General features: G+C 60.3%; 17 protein-coding genes. 1 reads left to right on the forward strand and 16 read right to left on the reverse strand.

The features are described 5' to 3' along the window. The 10 genes from FHL07_RS07590 to FHL07_RS07635 form a co-directional block, all read right to left on the reverse strand. On the reverse strand, nt 1-1023 hold the full coding sequence (locus FHL07_RS07590; protein ID WP_095002845.1) for an ABC transporter permease: 1023 nt from the start codon (nt 1021-1023) through the stop codon (nt 1-3). Beyond that, nucleotides 1023-2093, reverse strand: coding sequence for a microcin C ABC transporter permease YejB (locus FHL07_RS07595; RefSeq protein ID WP_138738308.1), 1071 nt, complete (start codon nt 2091-2093; stop codon nt 1023-1025). The genes FHL07_RS07590 and FHL07_RS07595 overlap by 1 nt, the downstream gene beginning before the upstream one ends. Nucleotide 2094: 1 nt before the next feature. Next, nucleotides 2095-3972 carry an extracellular solute-binding protein gene (locus FHL07_RS07600; protein WP_133145037.1) on the reverse strand — a complete coding sequence of 626 codons (1878 nt, stop codon included), beginning with the start codon at nt 3970-3972 and terminating at the stop codon, nt 2095-2097. Nucleotides 3973-4108: 136 nt separating this feature from the next. After that, nucleotides 4109-6835 (reverse strand): TonB-dependent receptor, encoded by a 2727-nt coding sequence (locus FHL07_RS07605; protein WP_138738309.1) that lies wholly within the window; start codon nt 6833-6835, stop codon nt 4109-4111. A gap of 220 nt (nt 6836-7055) precedes the next feature. Next, entirely contained in the window at nt 7056-7457 is a 402-nt protein-coding gene (locus FHL07_RS07610) for an ExbD/TolR family protein (protein WP_016780647.1), read from the reverse strand. Continuing rightward, complete coding sequence (locus FHL07_RS07615; protein ID WP_095002841.1) at nt 7457-8161, reverse strand: MotA/TolQ/ExbB proton channel family protein; 705 nt, start codon at nt 8159-8161, stop codon at nt 7457-7459. The genes FHL07_RS07610 and FHL07_RS07615 overlap by 1 nt, the downstream gene beginning before the upstream one ends. 53 nt (nt 8162-8214) lie before the next feature. Further along, a complete protein-coding gene (locus FHL07_RS07620; protein WP_095020717.1) occupies nt 8215-9024 on the reverse strand; it encodes an energy transducer TonB in 810 nt (269 codons plus the stop codon). A 669-nt stretch (nt 9025-9693) separates the two neighbouring features. Further along, the gene (locus FHL07_RS07625; protein WP_095002839.1) at nt 9694-11517 is read right to left on the reverse strand and encodes an ABC transporter ATP-binding protein; all 1824 of its coding nucleotides are present in this window, start codon (nt 11515-11517) and stop codon (nt 9694-9696) included. A gap of 551 nt (nt 11518-12068) precedes the next feature. After that, complete coding sequence (locus tag FHL07_RS07630; RefSeq protein ID WP_095002838.1) at nt 12069-13457, reverse strand: sensor histidine kinase; 1389 nt, start codon at nt 13455-13457, stop codon at nt 12069-12071. Beyond that, nucleotides 13435-14118 (reverse strand): response regulator transcription factor, encoded by a 684-nt coding sequence (locus FHL07_RS07635; RefSeq protein WP_016780653.1) that lies wholly within the window; start codon nt 14116-14118, stop codon nt 13435-13437. The genes FHL07_RS07630 and FHL07_RS07635 overlap by 23 nt, the downstream gene beginning before the upstream one ends. Before the next feature lie 210 nt (nt 14119-14328). Here FHL07_RS07635 and FHL07_RS07640 point away from each other — a divergent pair, with 210 nt between their 5' ends. After that, entirely contained in the window at nt 14329-15684 is a 1356-nt protein-coding gene (locus FHL07_RS07640; protein ID WP_138738310.1) for an MATE family efflux transporter, read from the forward strand. 70 nt (nt 15685-15754) lie between these two features. Here FHL07_RS07640 and FHL07_RS07645 read toward each other — a convergent pair whose 3' ends face one another. From FHL07_RS07645 to ddpX, 6 genes are all read right to left on the reverse strand, one after another. After that, entirely contained in the window at nt 15755-16726 is a 972-nt protein-coding gene (locus FHL07_RS07645; protein ID WP_095018637.1) for an oligopeptide/dipeptide ABC transporter ATP-binding protein, read from the reverse strand. Next, nucleotides 16723-17715 (reverse strand): ABC transporter ATP-binding protein, encoded by a 993-nt coding sequence (locus tag FHL07_RS07650; protein ID WP_095002835.1) that lies wholly within the window; start codon nt 17713-17715, stop codon nt 16723-16725. The genes FHL07_RS07645 and FHL07_RS07650 overlap by 4 nt, the downstream gene beginning before the upstream one ends. Before the next feature lie 2 nt (nt 17716-17717). Continuing rightward, complete coding sequence (ddpC, locus tag FHL07_RS07655; protein ID WP_095026689.1) at nt 17718-18599, reverse strand: D,D-dipeptide ABC transporter permease; 882 nt, start codon at nt 18597-18599, stop codon at nt 17718-17720. 1 nt (nt 18600) lies between these two features. After that, a complete protein-coding gene (locus FHL07_RS07660; RefSeq protein WP_138738311.1) occupies nt 18601-19617 on the reverse strand; it encodes an ABC transporter permease in 1017 nt (338 codons plus the stop codon). Between the two features lie 75 nt (nt 19618-19692). Next, nucleotides 19693-21273 carry an ABC transporter substrate-binding protein gene (locus tag FHL07_RS07665; protein ID WP_095002832.1) on the reverse strand — a complete coding sequence of 527 codons (1581 nt, stop codon included), beginning with the start codon at nt 21271-21273 and terminating at the stop codon, nt 19693-19695. A 150-nt stretch (nt 21274-21423) separates the two neighbouring features. Continuing rightward, on the reverse strand, nt 21424-21975 hold the full coding sequence (ddpX, locus tag FHL07_RS07670) for a D-alanyl-D-alanine dipeptidase (protein ID WP_095002831.1): 552 nt from the start codon (nt 21973-21975) through the stop codon (nt 21424-21426). Nucleotides 21976-22012 lie beyond the last annotated feature (37 nt).

Genomic DNA, 22012 nt, shown 5'->3' on the forward strand with positions numbered 1-22012 from the left:
TCAGGTCCGGGGATCGAAGGCGTCGCGGCAGGCTTCGCCGATAAACACCAGTAGCGACAGGATCAGCGCCAGCGCACAGAACGCGGTCAGGCCCAGCCACGGCGCCTGCAGATTGTGTTTGGCCTGGCCGATCAGTTCGCCCAGCGATGCGCTGCCCGGGGGCATGCCAAAGCCGAGAAAGTCCAGGGCGGTGAGGGTGGCAATGGCACCGGTCAGGATAAACGGCAGGTAGGTCAGGGTGGAGGTCATGGCGTTGGGCAGGATATGCCGGCGCATCAGTGCGCCGTCAGTCAGGCCCAGGGCCCGCGCAGCCTTGACGTACTCCAGGCTGCGCCCGCGCAAGAACTCGGCGCGCACCACATCCACCAGGGCCAGCCAGCTGAACAGCGCCATGATGCCCAGCAACCACCAGAAACTCGGAGCGACAAAGCCGGACAAAATGATCAGCAGGTACAGCACCGGTAACCCGGCCCAGATTTCCTGCACGCGCTGGCCAAGCAGGTCGACCAGGCCTCCGTAGAAGCCTTGCAGGGCACCGGCGGTAATGCCCACCACGGTGCTGATGGCGGTCAGGATCAAGGCAAAGAGGATGGAAATCCGTGCGCCGAAGATCACGCGGGCCAGTACATCCCGGGCCTGATCGTCAGTGCCCAGCCAGTTGGTGGCGCTCGGTGGGCTGGGTGAGGGCTCCTGGAGGTCGTAGTTGACGGTGTCGTAGCTGAACGGAATCGGCGCGAAGAGCATCCAGCCGCCCTGATCGGCAATCAGCTTGCGTACGTAGTCGCTGCGGTAGTCGGGTTCAAAGGGCAACTCGCCGCCGAAATCGGTTTCGAGGTGACTGCTGACAATCGGAAAGTACCAGCTGTCCTTGTAGTGAATCGCCAGGGGCTTGTCGTTGGCAATCAGTTCACCGCCCAGACATACCACGAACAGCCCGATAAAAATCCACAGTGACCACCAGCCACGGCGGTTGGCCTTGAAATGTTTGAGGCGGCGACGGCCAAGAGGAGAGAGGTTGAACATCAGGCAGTCCTCGCCGAGAAATCAATACGGGGATCGAGCAGGGTGTAGCACAGGTCGCCGATCAGCTTGATCAGCAGGCCGAACAGGGTGAACAGAAACAGGGTGCCAAACACCACCGGGTAGTCCCGTGATACCGCCGCTTCGTAGCTCATGCGGCCGATGCCGTCGAGGTTGAAGATGGTTTCAATCAGCAGGGAGCCAGCAAAGAACACCTCGATCAACGCCTGGGGAATCCCGGCTACCACCAGCAGCATGGCGTTGCGCATCACATGGCCGTAAAGCACGCGGCGCTCGGTCAGGCCTTTGGCCCGCGCGGTAACCACATACTGTCGGCTGATTTCGTTGAGAAAGCTGTTTTTGGTGAGGATGGTCAAGGTGGCAAAACCGCCGATCACCAGCGCCGACACGGGCAGTACCATATGCCACAGATAATCGCCGATCTTGCCGAAGAAATTCAGGCTGTCGAAGTTGTCCGAGACGATGCCCTGCACCGGGAACCAGCTGACATAACTGCCGCCGGCAAACACCACGATCAACAGAATGGCGAACAGAAAGGCGGGCATGGCGTAGCCGATGATGATCGCCGTGCTGGTCCATACATCGAAGGCGCTGCCATTGTGTATGGCCTTGCGGATGCCCAGCGGAATGGAAATCAGGTAGGTGATCAGCGTCGCCCACAGGCCCAGCGAGATGGATACCGGCAGCTTCTCCACGATCAGGTCAGTGACCTTGGCCCCGCGAAAGAAACTGCTGCCGAAGTCCAGTTGCGCGTAGTTCTTGAGCATCAGCCAGAGACGCTCGTGCATGGGTTTGTCGAAGCCGTAATGCTTGGTGATTTCTTCAATCAAGGCCGGGTCAAGGCCGCGACTGCTACGGCTGGCCCCGCCGGCGGCCGCGGCCATTTCGCCACCGCCGCCGCCGACCGCAGCGCCACCGAAGCCCTGCAGGCGGGCAATGGCCTGATCCACCGGACCACCGGGGGCGGCCTGCACGATCATAAAGTTGACCACCAGAATGCACAGCAGGGTGGGGATGATGAGTAACAGGCGACGGCTGATGTAATGCAGCATCTCAATGACCCTCCGGCTGTGCGTTGGCCTGGCCATACGCAGCATTGGTTAATGGGGTTTTGCTGACTTCCCACCAGGTGTCCAGGCCTTCGTCGAATTTGGCCTCCCTGGCGGGCTGGCCGAAGCGGTTCAGGTACACCGTCGGGGTGCCGACCGAGTAGTAGTGAGGGATCATGTAGTAGTTCCACAGCAATACGCGGTCGAGGGCGCGGGTGTAATGCACCATCTCTTCGCGGCTGTTGGCCTGGACTACCCCGTCAATCAGCTTGTCGACGGCCGGGTTGCGCAGCACCATGTTGTTGGAAGCACCCGCCTGGGTGGCGCTGCGTGAGCCAAACATGTCGTACAACTCACGGCCGGGCGAGACGATCGGCTGGCCGCTGCGGGGGAACTGGCCGACCATCATGTCGTAGTCACGGGCATTGGTGCGGTTGATGTACTGCGCCGAGTCGACCTTGCGAATGTCCATGGTGATACCGATCTGCGCCAGCGTACGTTTCCAGGGCAAAACCATGCGATCGAAGCCGCTGGGGCTGTCGAGAAAGGTGAAGCGCAGCGGTTCGCCCTTGGCGTTGACCAGCAGGTTGTCTTTGGGTGTCCAGCCGGCTTCCTTGAGCAGCGCCAGGGCTTGCAGTTGTTTGTCGCGGATATAACCGCTGCCATCGGTTTTCGGCGCCTGGTACACCTGGGTGAACACTTCATCGGGGATCTGCCCGCGCAAGGGTTCGAGAATCTCCAGTTCACGGGCGTCGGGCAGTGCCGTGGCGGACATTTCGCTTTTCGGGAAGTAGCTCTGCGCGCGGACATAGAAGTTGCGCATCATCTGCTTGTTGGTCCATTCAAAATCCCACAGCAGGCTCAGCGCCTCGCGTACCCGGCGATCCTGGAAAAACGGGTTTTGCAGGTTGAAGGTAAACCCCTGGGCGGCACTGGGTTTTTCCTTGGCGAACACGCCTTTTTGCAAGCGGCCGTCGCTGAGCACCGGGCTGGCGTAGCCGATGCTGAAACCGGTGGCGGAGAACTCGCGGTTGTAATCGAATGCCCCGGCCTTGAGCATCTCGCGGGCCACGTCGATGTCACTGTAAAACATCACTTTCAAGCTATCGAAGTTGTACAGGCCCTTGCTGACGGGCAAGTCTTTGGCCCACCAGTTTTTGTTGCGCGCAAAGGTGACACTGCGCCCCGGGTCAACCCCGGAGACCGAATACGGACCGCTGCCCAGCGGTGGCTCGTAGCCGCCACCGGCGGTAAAGTCGCGGGTCTTCCACCAGTGTTCCGGGAGGATATGCAGACTGGCCAGATCCAGCGCCAGGGTGCGGTTCTGGTTGTTCTTGAAGTCGAAACGAATCTGCAGCGGGCCTTCGATGACCCTGTCCTTGACCTCGCCGTAGAGCATGCGATAGCTCAGGCTGCCTTTGGTCATCAGCGTGTCGTAGGTAAAGGCCACGTCTTGGGCGGTGATCGGCGTGTCGTCAGCGAAACGGGCCTTGGGGTTCAGGTAGAAACGCACCCACAGGCCGTCGGGGTCGCGCTCGATCTTCTGCGCGACAAGCCCGTAAACCGTATAGGGCTCGTCCAGCGAGCGGAAGGCCAGGGGGGCATTCACCCATTGATCGACCTGGGCGACACCGGTGCCCTGGTCGATATAGGGCGACAGGTAGGTGAACTGACCGATTTCCATCGATGTTCGACTGAGCGAACCGCCCTTGGGCGCGTTCGGGTTTACAAAATCGAAGTGCTGGAAGTCGGCCGGGTATTTGGGCGCTTCGCCATACACCGTCAGGGCATGGCCGGGCGCGGCGTTGACGCTCAGGCACACGCAGGACAGCACGGGCACCAGCAGCGAACGGAGCAGGGGCAGGAAAAATGCAGACATCATTGGGCTTCCTTGTACCGCGTGTTGAACCATCGACTGCCTGGAAAAATCCCCGCCGCATTGCGCGTTAAAATGCGGCGGGGTCGCGATTTCGCAGTTAACCCGCTACCAGCCGGAGTGAGCCGGCAGCGGTGGTTGCTCAGAAGTGATAGGTGGCACGGGCGAAGAACGTACGGCCCATCGGATCGGCATAACGCGGATCGAAGCCATTCTGGAAGTTGTAGGCCTGGTTGGAGAACGGCGGGTTACGGTCGAACATGTTCTTGATCCCCGCATCCAGGTCCACGGTCTTATTGAAAGTGTAGCCACCGGAGATATCCCACAAGGTATAAGACGCTACACGGGAGTGGGTGTCCGGATCGGCGTCGTCATAGCCGCTGGTGAAGCGGTTGACCAGCGAGGCCCGGTAGGCGCCCAGGTTCCAGGTGCCGCTCAACACGTGTTTCCAGCGCGCGACCATGCCGTCATCCTTGAACGCGCCCACTTTGTCGGTGTAGCTGCCGCCAATGGTGGTCTGGTAGTCATAGCGCGACACATAGGTGCCTTGCAGGCCAAGGCCGAACTGGCCGTAGGGAGTGTTGGGGAACTTGTAGTCCAGCGACACGTCAACACCGCTGGTCTTGACAGCACCCAGGTTGGCGAGGCCGGTCTGTACATAGTTGAGCGAACCGTCGGCATTGCGCACATAGCGGTCGGCATAGGCGTTCGGATCGTCAAAGACGGTGGATTCCGGGAACTCGGCAATCTGGTTGGCGATGTGGATCCACCAGAAATCCAGGCCCATCGACAGATTGCGCACCGGTTGGTAGACAAAACCGACGGTCACGTTGCGGGCTTTTTCAGGGGACAGTTCAGTGTTGCCGCCGGTGCGGTTATGGAACTGCTGGCCGCAATCGCGCCCGGCGTTGCCCCCCGGTTGCACCACGCCACCGGTGCACAGGCGCGGATCGTTGTAGTAGCCCTGGGTGTAAGTGGTGTACTGCGGGTTGTACAGCTCGTACAGCGACGGTGCGCGGAAGCCCTCACTGTAGGCACCGCGAACCACCAGCTCCTTGACCGGCTGGTAACGGAACGAGTATTTCGGGTTGGTGGTGCTGCCAAAGTCGCTGTACTTGTCGTGACGCACGGCGGCTGACAGTTCGAGGCTGTCGAGTACGGGCAGGTTCAGCTCGGTGTACACCGCCTTGACGTTACGGTCACCCGAGACACTGGCGTCGGGGTCGGCCCCGAGGCTGGAAATATCCGCGACAAAACCATCGAAGGTCTGGTGGAACTTCTCCTGACGATATTCACCGCCGATCGCCAGGCCCGACGGGCCTGCGCCGAACCAGTCGCCGATCTCACGGCTCATGCGCCCGTCGATACCGGTGACCCGGCCCACCGAGGACATGTACTGGCCATGGTATTGGTGATCGTCGATATAGGCCTGCCCGGCAGGTGTTTGCGGGCCAAACGGGTTGATGATGCCATCAGCAATGCCGTTGAGCATGGCCGCGTCGCTGGCGTAACCGCCAGTCACACTGGAGTTCACCTGATTCTGGTTGTACGAGGCACCGACATTGTAATCCCAGCCCTTGGCCACACCATCGAAGCTCAATACCAGGCGCTGGCTGGTATTCTGGTCTTTGCTCTGGCGGCCACCGGCAGCGGTTTCACGCCAGTTCAGGCCGATCGGTTGCGAGGGGTCGAAGGACGGATCGCTGGTGCCCGGGGTTATGCCGTTGCCCGGGTAGTAAGGCGAACTCGGGTCCATGCTGGCGCCAATCAGTGGTGCGGGGGCAACACCCACGGCATTGTTGTTACGGGCCCAGAAATACTCCAGGTTGACGTTGTCGTCATCGGTGATCTTGCCGGTCGCCTTGCCGAAAAAGGAGGTCTTCTCGGTTTCAGGCAGCAGGTCGATATAGTTGCGCGTGTCATAGCGGCATAGCCCCTGGCGCAGGACCAGGTTTGCCCCGTTGCAACCATTGGCCGCCAGCGGGTTGGTATTGATATTGCCCTGGCTCCAGTTGGCGGGGTTGGACGTGCCGGAAGTCTGATCCAGACCGCGGCCCGGTTCGTAGTTACTGGCGAACGTGCGGTCCTTGGCATGCAAGGCGTTTTGCTTGTTATAGCCGGCAACGGCCATGACGTTGAAACGGTCTTTTTCCAGATCGCCGTAGCCCCAGCTACCGCTGATATCGTGGCTGTCGCCACCACCACTGGCATCTGCACCTTCGCCGCCCAGTGACAGGGTGCCGTCGGTCATGGATTTTTTGGTGATGAAGTTGATCACGCCGCCAATCGCGTCAGTGCCGTACAAGGCCGATGCGCCGTCGCGCAATACCTCGACGCGGTCAATGGCGGCAAACGGGATGGTGTTCAGGTCTACCGCGGAACCGTCAATGGCGTTATTGCCCAAACGGCGGCCGTTGAGCAGCACCAGGGTCTTGTTGGCACCGATACCGCGCATGTCGGCAAAGGTCGACCCCCCGGTACCGGAACCCACGGAGCTGGCCGAGTTGCGAAGTGACTGGTTGCCCGTCACGCGCTGCATGATTTCGGCCGTGGTGGTCACGCCTTCGTTGCGCAACTGCTCGGCGCGCAGGATGGTGATCGGCACGGCGGTTTCGGCATCCACCCGGCGAATCGCCGAACCGGTCACTTCGACCCGGTCCAGTTGCGTGGTGGCCGGCGCTGCGGCGCTGTCGGTGCTGACCGTGGCCGCACTGACGGCAGCGGACGAATCATCCGTGGTGCTCACTTCGGCTGCCTGCAACTGGCCCGCGCTCATCCCCAGAGCGACCAGATACAACGGCACAAAACGGTGTCGCTGCAAGCTTGCAACGAGCGGCTTGAGGGTAAAACCTGAACTCTTCATCTGCATGGTTATTTCCGGCTTATTCAGACGTTTATTGGAATGGCCTTGTGAGCCCTCATGACTCCAGTTGGGTTGTGTCGACCCGGGCAAAACACTTTTTTCAAGCAAGCCGCTCCCCTGCAGGGGCCAAAAGCCCCTGCGCGGCGTGGGTGGTGCGTGGTTACATCAGGATCAAAAGCCCCTCACCCTGGCCTTCTCCCTATGGGAGAGGGTTGGGGTGAGGGCTTCATCTGGCGGTCATCACCGATATCTTGGTAATGCCCGAGCGTTCAATGGAGGCCATGGCCTTGGCCACCTGGCCGTAGTTGACACCTTCGTCCGCCTGCAACTGCACGCGCACTTCCGGGTCCTGGGCCTTCACGTCCTGCAGGCTTTTTTCCAGCAGTTCGGGGGCCACTTCGTTCTTGGCCAGGTAGAACTTGCCGTCCTGGTCAACGCTGACCACCACCGGGTCCTTTTTTTGCGCCGAGGCCACGGCGTCGGTCTTGGGCAGGTTGATCTTGATCGCGTTGGTCATCATCGGCGTGGTCACGATAAACACCACCAGCAGTACCAGCATCACGTCGACCAGCGGGGTGACGTTCATTTCGCTGAGTACTTCGTCACTGTCCTGGGTTGAGAAAGACATCAGCTTGCCTCCCGCACTGGGGTGCGCTTGTTGGAAATGGCCTGACGGTCGATGGCAAAGGCGCTGCGCTGGGCGAGGGCGTCGAAGTCATGTGCAAAGTCGTCCATGTTGGCCGAGGCCAGCTTGAGGCGACGCAGGAAGAAGTTGTAAATCAGCACTGCCGGTACCGCGACCGCGATCCCCACGCCGGTGGCGATCAGGGCATGACCGATGGGCCCGGCCACGGTCTCCAGGCTGGCGGAGCCGGTTGCGCCGATGGTTTGCAGCGCTTCCATGATTCCCCACACGGTGCCGAACAGACCGATAAAGGGCGCGGTGCTGCCGATACTGGCAAGTATCGCCTGACCGCTTTCCAGGGCGCGGCGCTCTTTTTGGATCTGCTGGCGCAGGTTGCGCTCCAGACGATCGGAGCGGTTGATGGTGTGGGCCAGTTGCTGGGTGGTGCGCGGGCTGTCATCAACAATCATGGCTTCAAAACCACTGTTGGCGATGCGGGCCAGGGCACCGGGGTACTGGCTGGCGTGTTCGGCCGCCGTCAGCAGGTCCGGGGCTGCCCAGAAGGCTTTGCTGAATTGCGAGTTTTGCGCTTTCTGGCGCAGGTATTGCGATGACTTGATGAGCAGCAAGGCCCAGCTCACCACCGAAAACAGCACCAGTGCCCAGAGCACCCCGGGGACAATCATGGAAGACATAGACTCGTTCATGGTTACACCTCACACGGCGGCTAAATAAAAGTTAGTGTCGGCACCCGGCTGGGTTATTCCGGCAATTTGAAAGAGATGGTCTGGGTGGCAAATCCTTCGATGGGGGTATCCCCTCGTTTGGCCGGGACAAACTTCCAGTTGCGTACGGCTTCTACAGCCGCGTCATCGAGTGCCTGTTTACCGCTGGATTTGGTGACCTCCACCGTCCCGGCGCGCCCGTTGGGCAGTACCTTGATTCGCAGCACCACAGTGCCTTCCCAACTGCGTCGCAAGGCCAGGGATGGGTACTCGGGCGGCGGGTTGCCAAGGCTGGCGAGCCCCGATACCGCCGCGGTTTCCTTGACCGGACCCGGTGCTGCGGCAGGCGCCGCGGGTGCTGCTGGCGCAGTCGGTGCCGCCGGGGCAGCAGGTGCCGGTGGGGCGGGCTTGACCGGCTGCGGTTTTTGCACCGGCTTGGGCTTGACCACCGGTTTGGGTTTTTCTATGGGCTTGGGTTTTTCCACCGGTTTTGGCGGCTCCTTCACCGCATCTTCGTCCTCGGGTGGAGCTTCGGGTTCTGGCGGCGGCGGTGGCGGTGGCGGCTCTTCCACGGGTGGCGCCGGTGGTGCCGGGCTGGTCAGTTCGACGGTCATTTCCGGAATTTCGGGCGGCGTGACCACGGGCTCGGCCTTGGCCTGCTGCATGACCCACCAGGCGCCTGCGTGCAGCAGGGCAACCAGGCCCACCAGCAACAACGCCCGCGATGTAACCAGGCCTGCGGGTGTCGAGGTGTTGGCTACATGGGGAATATGGGTCCACTGCTGTACTCGTTCGGCGTCGAGCAGCGGGGCAGAACGCGTTTTATTCTTTACCTCGTCACTCATAAAAGTCCCTCGACTAAATGAAGGGCAATAAGGCTCCGTTCGCCCTTGCACGCAGGGACGAGAACTGTTTGTTTAACGGTTGTGTAATAAGTGCAGGAAAACACTTATTACGGTGTGTCAAAAGCGGGAGGGCAAGAATGTCATGTGTATTCCTTGTGTTGAATCAAGAGGTACGGTGTCTGGAGGTTTGTAAAGTTCCGTTAAGTTAGGTAAAGCAACAGCTATGCCAACAGCGCAGGAAATGTAGGGTGATGGCGGTTTATTTAATAAGGGTGTGACAGGTTTCATCCAGAGTAATAGTGCAAGGGATAATGACGGGGCATGAACTAAGGCGTCGCACAAAGTAAGGGGCTTAGTTGAATGAATGATACGGCACTATTGTCCGACAATCAGGCAATCGCAGGCGGGTGTAATAAAAGAGTGCACCAACGTGAACAGTGACTGCCAACTAACAGTGCAGTTGTCGGGTCCTATGGCTGGCAGGCTGGGAAGCGTGTGCCATCAGGGAGCGCACCCCCTCGATGTTACCGATGGCAAATAAAAAAGCACCGGCCAGCCGAATGTCGGTGGGCAGGTGCTTATAGGCAACTATCATCAAGTAATAACGTAAAACGTACCAGGCAGTTAGTGTTGCGGAAAAGCAACTGAATAATATGGGGGGAGGGGCTGTTACGCTTTTTCCGTGACTGGCAAGTCATCTTTCAGTTCATCTTGTTCACTCAACAATCCATCGGACTGATGTTGCCAAAGTCGGTAGTACAGGCCTTTACGTTCCAGTAGTTGGTGGTGAGTGCCATCTTCGGCAATGTGGCCTTTGTCCAATACAACAATGCGATCGAGATGGGCGATAGTTGAAAGGCGATGAGCTACTACCAGTACGGTTTTGTCCGACATGATATCATCGAGGCTGTTCTGAATCAGACTTTCGGTTTCTGAATCAAGACTGGCGGTGGCTTCGTCCAGTATCAGGATGGGCGCGTTCTTTAACAGTGCCCGGGCAATAGCGATACGCTGGCGCTGACCACCGGACAACTTGACCCCGCGCTCACCGACCAGGGCGTCATACCCTTCGGGCATTTGCAGAATGAACTCATGGGCATGGGCGCGCTTGGCGGCCAGGATAATTTGCGCGTCACCGGCATGCACATCGCCATAGCCGATATTCTCGCGCAAGGATCGATGAAACAGTCCGGGCTCCTGGGGGATCAAGCCGATATGGGTGTGCAGCGACTGCTGGGTCATGGCCTGTATATCGATGCCGTCCACTTCAATTTTGCCACCCTGGGGATCGTACGAACGCAACAGCAAACTTAGCAACGTTGATTTGCCCGAGCCGGACAAACCGACAATACCCACCCGTTGCCCGGCCCGAATATCCAGGTTGAAGTGCTTGAAGATCGGCCTGTCGGGGCTATAGCCGAAGTTGACATCGCGAAAGCGGATGGCGCCTTTCTCGATATTGACGGGTTGGGCGCTGTGCTGATCGGGCATTTCATGGGGTTGCAGCAGGGTATCGATACTGCTCTCGATATTGCCGATGCACTCGAAAAAATGCATGAACTGCATGCTCAAAAAGCTGCATTGCGCCACGATCATCAGGCCCAGGGTGGCCACCATGACAAACTGGCCCACATCGATCTTGCCCAGATGCCACAAGTACAGCGCCAGGGCCACCAGCCCCACCCGCAACACAATGGCCAGGCTGTCCTGCAGCATGCGGACCTTTTCCTGATAGAAGAAGGAGCGTTGTCCGGCCTGTTTTTCCTCGATCTGGTAGCGGTTCAGGTAGTTGAGTTCGTAATCCTGGCGGGCGAACAGACGGATGCTGTTGAGGTTGCCCACCGCATCGACAATCTTGCCGGTGGTCAGGCTGCGCGCGCTGGCATGCCTGGCGGCGAGTTTTTGTGCCTTGAGCGACAACCGATACGCCAGCCAGGTGTACGCCGCTACCCAGACCAGCAGGCCCAGGCCCAACCAGGGCGAAGCCAGGGTCAGCATGACCAGGCTGGTGACCAGCACCGCGACAATCGGCAGCATTTCCACGATCAGCAGCCAGGTGATTTCCAGCAGGCCGATGGTGCCTTCATTGATCCGGTGGGCCAGGCTACCGGCAAAGTGTTCACCGAAATAACGGGCCGAGTGACGCTGCAGATAGGCAAACATGTCGCGCACGATACGAATTTTCTGCAGGGGCCTGACCATGATCATGCACAGCGTGGCACCCCTGGCACAGAGCAATTGCACCACTGCCAGGGCGAACAGCAGGCCCAGGGCGGGCAGGCTGGCCTGCAACAGGTCGCCTTGTTGCCAGGCGCCTTCACTGACCGCGCCGGTGATGCGGCCAATGGCGTAGGGCATCAACGTGGCAGCCATCGCCGCGCCGACTTGCAGTAGCGTAATACCCCAATACCAGCGCGGATATAGGCGGATGTAATGCCATACCAGGGCCCACGGCCGATTGGGAGGAACGGTTATAGCGTCAAATTCGGACATGACATACCTGTCTTGTAAACAATGCCAAAAGAGCCGCTTCTGCCGCACTTGCTTAAAGGGCGGCCAAGCAGGGGGTACGCAGAAAAACAGGAGGTGGCTATCCGTCGCCCGTACGCACAAGGCGGGGCTTCAGAGGCTGGGCAGACTAAGTGTCAGTGCCTGGACAGGCGTTCTGGCCGCGCAGGCGCAAGGCACAAAAATAGGGGGAATGCAGGGAGAGGGTTGGCGTGCACACATCAGACATCGTTGTTATTCCTTATGACAGCGGGTCATTGACGCGACTTTTGGTCGGTCTTTGCACTGAATATGGACGGCTATACCGCCCTTGTTCGCAACTGGTGCGGTTACACCCCCTGGAAGCTGTGATTCCAGAGAAAAAACTGCGAACGGCAAATAACAAGAAAAAAGTGTGCCAAGTTGTGTCTATCGAGCCAGAGGATTGTTTTTTTGCGGGAGCACCGTGGTGCCCCCCAATCGCGGGCAAGCCCGCTCCCACAGGATGTGCATCGTCCATGTGGGAGCGGGCTTGCTCGCGATTAAAGGCAACGCGGTCAGCCGGGATTGATCAGGCTCTGGCGACAATGCAGGGTCAGCCGGGCGCCGCCGCTCTCGCGGTTGTTCACCTCCAGGCTGAAGCCGTGCAGGTTGACGATGGCGGCGACGATGGACAGGCCAAGGCCAAAGCCGCTGTGCTTGTCATCAACCCGGTAAAAGCGCTGGAACACCGCCACCCGTTCGGCCTCGGGGATGCCGGGGCCGGTATCGAGCACTTCGATGAGCGGGCTGCCATTGTCGTCGGTCGCCCGCAGGATCACCTCACCGCCGGGCGGGGTGAACTTGATCGAATTGCTCAGCAGGTTGGACAGGGCTTCGAACAACAAGGCCCGATCGCCCGTGAGGCCGGGCAAGGCCGCTGGCGTTTCGAGCGTCAACGTCACCTGACCCTCTTCAGCCAGCGGCAGGTAAAAATCGTACAGCTCCTGCAACAGAGGCAACGGGTCGAGTTGCAGGAAACCGGAACGACGCTGATGATCTTCCAGTTCCGAGATGCGCAACAAACCGCGAAAGCGTGCCATCAGGGTGTCGGTTTCGCCGATCACTTCGTCCAGTTGCAACGCCTCGGCCGAGCCCTCGACGGCTTGCTGGCGCATCCGGTACAGCTGGGCGCGCAAGCGGGTGAGCGGGGTGCGCAAATCGTGGGCAATGTTGTCGCACACACCCTTGACCTCGTGCATCAACAGTTCGATGCGATCGAGCATGGCGTTGACGATGGCGGCCAGCATGTCCAGTTCGTCACGGCGGTTGGACAGCGGCAGACGGTAGGTCAGGTCGCCGGCGACAATTGCTTCGGCACTGGCCTGAATCGACCGGATGCGCTGCAGCGGACGGCGGCGCAACAAATGCCAGCCGGCAATACCGGGGATTATGGTCAGCGACACACCCCAGAACAGCGCATGCAGAATAATCCGCGTTACGGCAAACAATGAGCCGTTATCGCGCACCAGCACCAGCCAGCGCCCGTCATTGGTGTGCGTGGCTACGGCATCGCAGCTGTCTTGCGGTAGATTGGGGTCGTCGGAGTCAATGCAGGTGCTCAAGGCATGGATCTGCCCGTCCAGAGGCAGCCCGGCAGGGATGGTCTGGATCGGGCCGCTTAACGGCCTGTGTTGCGCATCGAACAGGCCATAGGCATCCACTGTACGCAAATCGAACGTCATGCTGGTGGCCAGCGCTTCGTCGAGTTGCTCACCCTCAAAGCGAGCAAACAGGTGTTGGCGCTGCATCAGCGAGTGTCTGGCCAGGTTGCCCAGGTAGTCCGAGACTTCGTAATACAGCACTCCCATCAGGATGCAGCTCCAGGCCACAAACAGAAAACTGTACAGCGCCAGCAGCCGGCTGCTGGAAGAACGCCAGCCCTTAGAGGGGTTCGGCAATGACATAACCCGAGCCTCGAACAGTGCGAATCAGAGGCACCTGGCCCGGCGGATCGATTTTTTTGCGCAGGCGACCGATGTGCACATCGATCAGGTTGGTGCCCGGGTCGAAGTGATAGCCCCAGACTTCCTCGAAAATCATCATGCGCGAGAGGATCTGCCCGGTGTTGCGCATCAGGAATTCCAGCAACTTGTACTCGGTGGGCAGCAGGCTCAGCTGTTGTTCGCTGCGGCTGGCTTCGCGGGTAATCAGGTTGAGCTCCAGGTCGGAGACGCGCAGCGAGGTTTCGTATTTGTCGGCCGGGCTTTTGCGCCGCAGCAGTACTTCCACGCGGGCCGCCATCTCATCGCTGGCAAAGGGTTTGGTCAGGTAGTCATCGCCCCCGGCCCGCAGGCCGCGCACGCGCTCATCGACATCGGAGAGGGCGCTGATCATCAGGATCGGTGTGCTCACGCCAATGGTGCGCAAGGTGGTGACAATCGCCAGGCCGTCCAGTTCGGGAAGCATGCGGTCGAGGGTGATCAGGTCGTAGTCGCCACTGACTGCGCGCACCAGACCTTCCCGGCCATTGGCGACCCAATCGACCTCCAGGCCGTGGCTGGTCAGTTCCGCCACGATTTCTTTCGCCGTTACGGCATCGTCTTCAATGGTCAAAATACGGGTCATACCGCCACCTGATGGTCTTTTTTATCGGTGAGCACATTTTGCCTCGAAAAAGCTGAAACGTTTCTTAATATTTCTTCATGTTCAGCCAGCTGTTAGAAAAGTCAGATCTAAGGCCATTGCCCGGGGCTTTGGAGGAGGGCGGATTGGCTTCAATAATAAGTTACATATGCGGTATAACCCCACGTCGTTATTTTCCGGGACTCACTTTCCATGCATACCCCTTCACAACGGCCGCTATGGCAGATCTACCTGATCTTCCTGGCGCCGATGGTCCTGTCCAATTTCCTGCAGAGCTTTTCCGGCACCCTCAACGGGATTTACGTTGGCCAGTTGCTGGGCACCCAGGCCTTGGCTGCGGTGTCGGGGATGTTTCCCATCGTGTTTTTCTTTATCGCCCTGGTCATCGGTCTGGGCGCCGGTGCCTCGGTGCTGATCGGACAGGCCTGGGGCGCGCGGGAAACCGCACTGGTCAAGCAGATCACCGGGGCAACCCTGACCCTTGGCGCGGTGATCGGCCTGGTTGCCGCGGTGCTGGGCAGCCTGCTGGCGCGCCCGGCCCTGCTGGCGTTGGGCACCCCGGTTGATGTGCTGGAAGAGGCCGTCGGCTATGCCCGGGTGATGATGCTGATCATGCCGTTGTTGCTGGTCTTTATCCTCTTTACCCAGATTTTGCGTGGGGTCAGCGATACGGTTTCGCCGTTGCTGGCGCTGATGGTCTCCACGGTGGTGGGGTTGCTGCTGACCCCTGCGCTGATCCTGGGCTGGGGCGGTTTGCCAACTTTGGGCATTCAAAGTGCGGCCTATGCAGGGCTGGTGGGTAACGTACTGGCCATGCTGTTTTTGGTCCTGCGCTTGCGTCATAAAAAACATGTGATGGCGCCTGACCGTGAACTGTGGGCCGCGCTGCGCCTGAACCGCGAGATCCTGGGCAAGGTGCTGCGCATCGGCTTGCCAACCGGGGTGCAGATGGTGGTGCTGTCGCTGTCCGAACTGGTGATTCTGGCGCTGGTCAACAGTCACGGTTCCCAGGCTACGGCGGCCTATGGCGCAGTGACCCAGATCGTCAATTATGTGCAGTTTCCGGCGCTGTCGATTGCCATTACCGCCTCGATCCTCGGGGCCCAGGCCATTGGTGCCGGACGCATCGAGCGTATCGGGCCGATCCTGCGCACCGGTTTGCTGATCAATCTGTGCCTGACCGGTGCCCTGGTGGTGCTCGGTTATGTGCTGTCGCACTGGTTGCTGGGCCTGTTCATCACCGATGTCGAGGCGCGGGTACGGGCTGAGCACTTGCTGCATATCATGCTGTGGAGCGTGCTGGTGTTTGGCTTCCAGGCAGTGATCGGCGGGATCATGCGGGCCAGTGGCGTGGTGCTGGTGCCGATGGCGATCACGATTTTTTGCGTGCTGTGCATCGAGCTGCCAGCGGCTTATATGCTGGATGCGCACTTTGGCCTGCAAGGCGTATGGATGGCGTTCCCGGTGACCTATGTGGTCATGCTGGTGCTACAGACGGCTTATTACCGACTCGTGTGGCGGCATAAGCAGATACAACGGCTGGTTTGAGTTGTGGCCAAGCCGGATACCGGGTCTATATCCGGCGCTACCGGCATCCATGCCGGTTCGCAAAGCGGTTTCAGCCAATAACGTGACACCGCACCCGCTGGTGCTCGCCGCCGCGCATTACCTGTGCTTGCTTGCAGCCTTCACGGCTGGCGCTGCAACGCTCGAGAAAGAAACAGCCTTCGGGCAGTTTGCGGTTGCCCGGCAGTTCGGTGGGCGCCGCTACCTGCTCGGCCAGCAAGGGCACACCCAGGCGCGGTACCGCTTCAAACAACAGGCGCGTATAGGGATGGCGCGGTTGATCGAGCACCTGGGCGGCGTTGCCCAGTTCGACGATTTGCCCCAGATACATCACCGCCACGCGGTCGGCCATATGGCGTACCACTGATACGTTATGGGAAATCAGTATGTAGGTGAGGTTGCGCGCCTGCTGCAGTTCGGCCAGCAGGTTGAGGATTTGCGCCTGCACCGAGATATCCAGTGCAGATGTTGGCTCATCGAGAACGATGATGTCCGGGTCTGATGACAGCGCCCGGGCAATTGCGATGCGCTGACGTTGCCCGCCGGAAAACTGGTGGGCGAAACGGTCCAGATATTCCGGACGAATGCCCACTTGGGCCGCCACTTTGGCGGCAATGCTGCGCATTTGTTCGCGCGAGCGCATGCCGCGGGCGTACAGCGGTTCGGTGATGATGCGCCAGATCGGCAGGCGCGGGTTGAGCGACGATTGCGGGTCCTGGAACACGATCTGCACGTTGCTGCTGCCTTCGCCCTTGCTGCCGTTGGCCCAGCTCAGTTCGCCGCTGCTGGGTTTGAGCAGGCCCATGAGCAATTGTGCCAGGGTGCTTTTACCGCAACCCGACTCGCCGACGATGCCCAGGGTTTCACCGGCCCGTACCTGCAAGTCGATGCCATTGAGTGCGTGGGCATAGCCCCGGGGACGTCCCAGCCAGTCGTTGCTGACAGGGAAGCGCACGCGCACGTCGGCAAGTTTCAGAATCTCGGGGCCGCTCTGCTTGACGGGGTAGATCAGTGCGCTGTTCATTGCGAAAGCTCCTGTTGCGGCAACCAGCACGCGGTTTTGCGTTGTTCGTCACGGTTGATGGCGGTCAGCACCGGGCGTTCACCGCACACCGGCATGGCATGCACGCAGCGTTCGGCGAACGTGCAGCCGGTGGGCAGGCGTGCCAGGTTGGGTACTTGCCCGGGGATGGTCAGCAGCGGTTGCCCCGGCTCGACCATCTCCGGCAGGCCGCTGAGCAGGCCACGGGTGTAAGGGTGTTGCGGGTGGCTCATGACATCGGCGGTGAGCCCCTGTTCCACCACCGCGCCGGTGTACATCACGTAGACCCGGTCGCAGAACTGTGACACCAGCGCCATGTCATGGGTAATCAGGAGAATGGCGGTGCCTTTTTGTCGGGCCTTTTCGCGCAGCAACAGCAGCACCTGGCGTTGCACGGTCACATCCAGCGCAGTGGTGGGTTCGTCGGCGATCAGCAGTTGTGGCTCACAAGAGAAAGCCAGGGCAATCATCACCCGCTGGCGCATGCCCCCCGACAGCTCGAAGGGGTAGCTTTCCAGCACCTGCTCGGGGCTGGCGATATGCATGTCGCGCAGCAGGGCGACAGCCTTGGCATGGGCCGCGGCAGCACTGATTTTCTGGTGGTGGATGATGACATCGAGCATTTGTCGGCCGATGCGGCGGGTCGGGTTCAGGGCGGTCATGGGCTCCTGGAAGATCATCGCCGCATCGCGGCCACGAATTTTCAGCAGGTCCTTTTCAGGGGCGCTGAGCATGTCGCGGTTGAGCATGCTCAGGCTGCCGGAGGTGATGCGATAGCTGCGTTCGGGCAGCAGGCGCATGCTCAGCATGGCGGTCACCGATTTGCCCGAGCCGGACTCGCCGACCACACCGACAATCTCGCCGGGGTTGACGTGCAGCGACACGCCGTTCAACGCCTTGACGCTGCTCTTGTAGGCCGGGAACTCAAGGCTCAGGTTGTCGATGGCCAGTACCGGTTGCGAGTGAGTCATGGTCATTTCCCCTGTTGCCGCGGGTCGAGCAGATCGCGCACGCCATCGCCCAGCAAGTTGAAACCGGTGGCGGTGATCAGGATCGCCAGCCCCGGAAAGGTCGAGTACCACCAGTTGTCGAGGATGTAATTGCGCCCCGTGGCGACCATCGCGCCCCATTCCGCCGTGGGCTGTTGCGCGCCCAGGCCGATAAAGCCCAGGGCCGAAGCCATGAGAATGGCGCTGCCGATGTCCAGGCTCAGTTGCACCAGCAAGGGTGGCATGGCGTTGCGCGCCACATGCCAGTGGACCATGTGCCAGCGTTGGGCACCGAAGGTTTCGGCGGCTTTCACGTAGCCCATCTGGCGAATGCCAAGGGCCTGGCCGCGGGCCAGGCGCACATAGGACGGAATCCGCACCAGGGTGATGGCCAGCATGGCGTTGAACAGGCTGGCGCCCAGTGCGGCGGCAAGGGCCATGATCAACACCAGCGACGGCACCGACAGCATGATGTCCATCAGGCGCATGGTAAGGGCATCGAAGCGTCCGCCTATTACACCGGAAAAACAGCCCAGCAGGCCGCCGATAAAGCATGAGGCAAAGGCCACGAACAGACCGACACCCACCGATTGCTGGCTGCCGTACAGTACCCGGCTGAACAGGTCGCGGCCCACTTCATCAGTGCCGAACCAGTGCTCGGCGGAAGGCGGCGCCAGGCGCTCGGCAAGGTTCAGGGCATTGGGGTCATGGCTGGCCAGCCAGGGGGCGAAAATCATGCACATCACCACCATCAGGGTGATCAGCAGGCCTGCCATGGTCAGCGGGCTGCGGCGGATCTGCCAGGTCAGGTAAGTGAGCTTTTCACGCCATTGCGGGCGCGGTATTGCGGTCAAAGGCACGGACATTTCAATTCACCTCGCCGATGCGCGGGTCGATCACGCGGTACAGCAGATCGATGGCCATGTTCAGCAGTACATAGATAAACGACACCAGAATGGCGAAGCCCATCACCGCCGGGAAATCCAGGGACTGGATCGACTTGACCACATAGGCACCCATGCCCGGCCAGGCGAATACGGTTTCGGTCAGGACTGCACCGTAGAGCAGGTCGCCGAGGGTCAGCCCGAGCACCGTGACAGAAGGGATCAGTGCGTTGGGCAAGGCGTGGCGCAGGATCACGGTCCATTTCGACAAGCCATAGGCGCGGGCGGTGCGGATATAGTCCTCGCCCAGCTGGTCGAGCATGGCAGAACGAATTTGCCTCGAGATAACCCCAAGGGTCACAAAGCCCAGGGTGGCTGTGGGCAGGATCAGGTGCTTGAGTGCATCGACAAACAGGCTGAAGTTACCCGCCAGTAATGCGTCAATCAGGTAGAAGCCGGTAATTGTCGACGGTGGCGTCAGACCTTCGGACAAACGCCCGCCGCCAGGCAGCCAGCCGAGGTGGCCGTAAAACAGCACGATGGCGCCCAGGCCCAGCCAGAACGCCGGGGTCGAGATGCCGGTCACGGCCAGTGTGCGGGCGATCTGGTCAATGGCACGATTGTGATAGACCGCCGACAGCACACCCAGCGGCACGCCGACCAGGATGGCCAGAAACAGCGCCACCAGTGCCAGTTCCAGGGTGGCCGGGAAGAACGCCTGCAAGTCTTCCAGCACCGGACGATTGGTGCGGATCGAGGTGCCCAGGTCGCCCTGCACCAGGTCGAGCACGTAACGGCCGTATTGCTGGTACAGCGGCAAATCCAGGCCCAGTTGATGACGGATGCCGGCCACCAGCGCATCGCTGGCCCGGTCACCGGCGATCAGCCGGGCAGGGTCGCCGGGAATCAGGTGGGAAATGGTAAAGGTAATCAGCGAGACACCGAACACGACCAGTAACAGGCCAAGCAGGCGCTTGCGCAACAACGTCAGGAAGGCCATAGGGCACCTCAGTCACTCTAACGACAGAAATCCACAACCGTGCGCGCCATTGCCGGCGCGCACGCAGCAGCAGCTTTACTTGCTCATGCTGCCCAGGTTGAACACTTGCTCAAGCATGGGATTGAACACATAGCCTTTGACTGAATCACGCATTGGCAGGGTGTAGCTCTTTTGAAAGAGGTAAACGTAAGCGCTGTCGGCGAGCACTTGTTTTTGCGCCTGCTGGTACAGCTCGGTGCGCTTGCTCGTGTCGCTGGTGGTTGCCGCTTCACGGATAAGGGTGTCGACCTGGGGGTTGCTGTAGAACGAGCGGTTGCCCTGCAGACCCTGCATTTTTGAGTCGAACCAGAAGTTCATGAACATGTAGGGGTCGGCGAAGTCCGGGCTCCAGGTGCCGACGGCGATGTCATAGTCGGCCTGGCCAACACGTTCGCGCAGGGTGGCGTTGGCGGTCTTTTCCAGCTTGAGGTTGATGCCCAGGGGCATCAGCGCGGCTTGCAGGGTCAGGCCGATCGGTTCCCAGTTGGCGTCCTTGTCCGAGTACATGTAGCTCAGGTTGGTGATTTTCTTCGGCACTTTGGCCAGGCTCTCGGCGGCGGCCTGCATGTCCTGTTTCATGGCGGGCAGCGAGCTGTCGTAGGCCCACATGCCGTCCGGGATCGGCCCGTTGAGCAATTCGGCCTTGCCCTTGAGAATACCCTTGACGATACCGTTGTAGTCCACGGCCTCGGTGATGGCCCGGCGCGCATCGACGTTGGTCAACGGGCCCTGCTTGTTGTTCAGGTACAGGTAGGTGACCCGTAGCGACGGGTATTCCTTGACCACCACGCCTGGCTTGCTGGCCAGTGAGCCGAGCTGGTCTTCAGGCATGTCTTCGATGATGTCCAGGTCACCGCGCTCCAGTTGCAGGCGGCGTACCGAAGGCTCGGCGATGATTTTCAGTACCACGGTTTTCAACGCCGGCTTGGCCCCGGCGTAGTGGGGGTTGGGTTCCATGGTCAGGGACTGGCCTTTCTGCCAGCTGGCCAGGCGGTATGGGCCCGAGCCTGCGGTATGGCTGGAGAGCCAGGCGTTGGCTTCAGCGCCCTTGTTGGCCACCAGCGGGTTGACGATGGACGCGCCATTGTGGGCCAGGGTAAACAGGAACGGTGCGAACGGGGTTTTGAGGGTAAAGCGGACGGTTTGCGGATCAACTACTGCGACCACCATGTCTTCCGGGAATGCACCCGACGGCCCTTGCTTGAGGGTCATCAGGCGATCGAAGGAAAACTTGACGGCGTTGGCGTCGACTTCGGTGCCGTCATCGAACTTGTTGCCGGTTTTGAGCTTGAACTCCCAGACCAGGTTGTCCGGCGACACAGTCCAGCTTTCGGCCAGGTCACCCTGGACTTCGGTGCTGCTTTTTTCGCCGTCGGTCTTGTAGCCCACCAGTCGCTGGTACGACGGGTAGGTGATGGTCCAGTCGTTGTTGTCGAAGGTCACGGCCGGGTCCAGGGTCTGCGGGTCGGCAGGCTTGCCGATAATCAGCGTGTCCTGGGCGGTGGCCGCGGTTGCGGCTTGCCAGGCCCCTAGGCTCAGGGCGGCGCAGAGCAGGCCAGGCAGCAGTGAGCGGGTACGTGAAGCGGTGGTGCGGGTCACGGTATCAGTGAGGGTCATGCCGGTTTCCTTCAACATTTGATGTCTGGAAGTAGGTTTATTTTTGGAATCTATAACCGGGCAGTAGCAGGTCAAGCAGGTGTGCAGCGTTTTCTTGTTGTCTTCAAACAGTGGCGCTGGCCTCGAAACTCTGTGGTTTCGTGGGCCGTATCATTCGTTGATCAGGGGGTAGTCGTCGGCGTTGGGCAACTCGTAATGCCACCACTCAGTGGCAATTGCGTGGAACCCGGCGATCAGCATGATGCCCAGCAGCAGCAGGCGATTGCGCTGCACGTTGACCGGCAGGTCGGGGTAGAACTGATGGGACTGGTCTTGCATCGCGTCAAAGGCGGTGCCCATGTCCAGCGGCTGGCCGTCGCTGTCCACCAGGGTCAGGTCCACGGCGACGCCGCGGCTGTGATGGGAGCCCAGGTGCGGGTCGCGCACGTAGTCGCCATTGGGCAGGGCTTCCCATAACAAAAACTGTGCATAGGGCGGTCGGTAGGCGTCATAGATACGCAGGGTAAAACCCGCCAGGCTGGCCAGCTCGACGGCCTTGCGCAAGCACTGGGCGGCATCGCGATGCAGCTGGCAGCGGGCGTTGGGGTAGATCACTTTGCCGGCCAGGTTGTCGGCGGTGGCATAGATCATCTCGATCTGCACCTGGTACTGCTCGGCATCGATATCAACGAGCGGGCTCGGGCTTGCAACGCTTTGGTTCACACAAACACTCCAGTGCTGTTTTGTTTTGGGCGAGGGG

It is taken from the genome of Pseudomonas sp. FSL W7-0098 (assembly GCF_005930585.1).
Lineage (GTDB): Bacteria > Pseudomonadota > Gammaproteobacteria > Pseudomonadales > Pseudomonadaceae > Aquipseudomonas > Aquipseudomonas bubulae.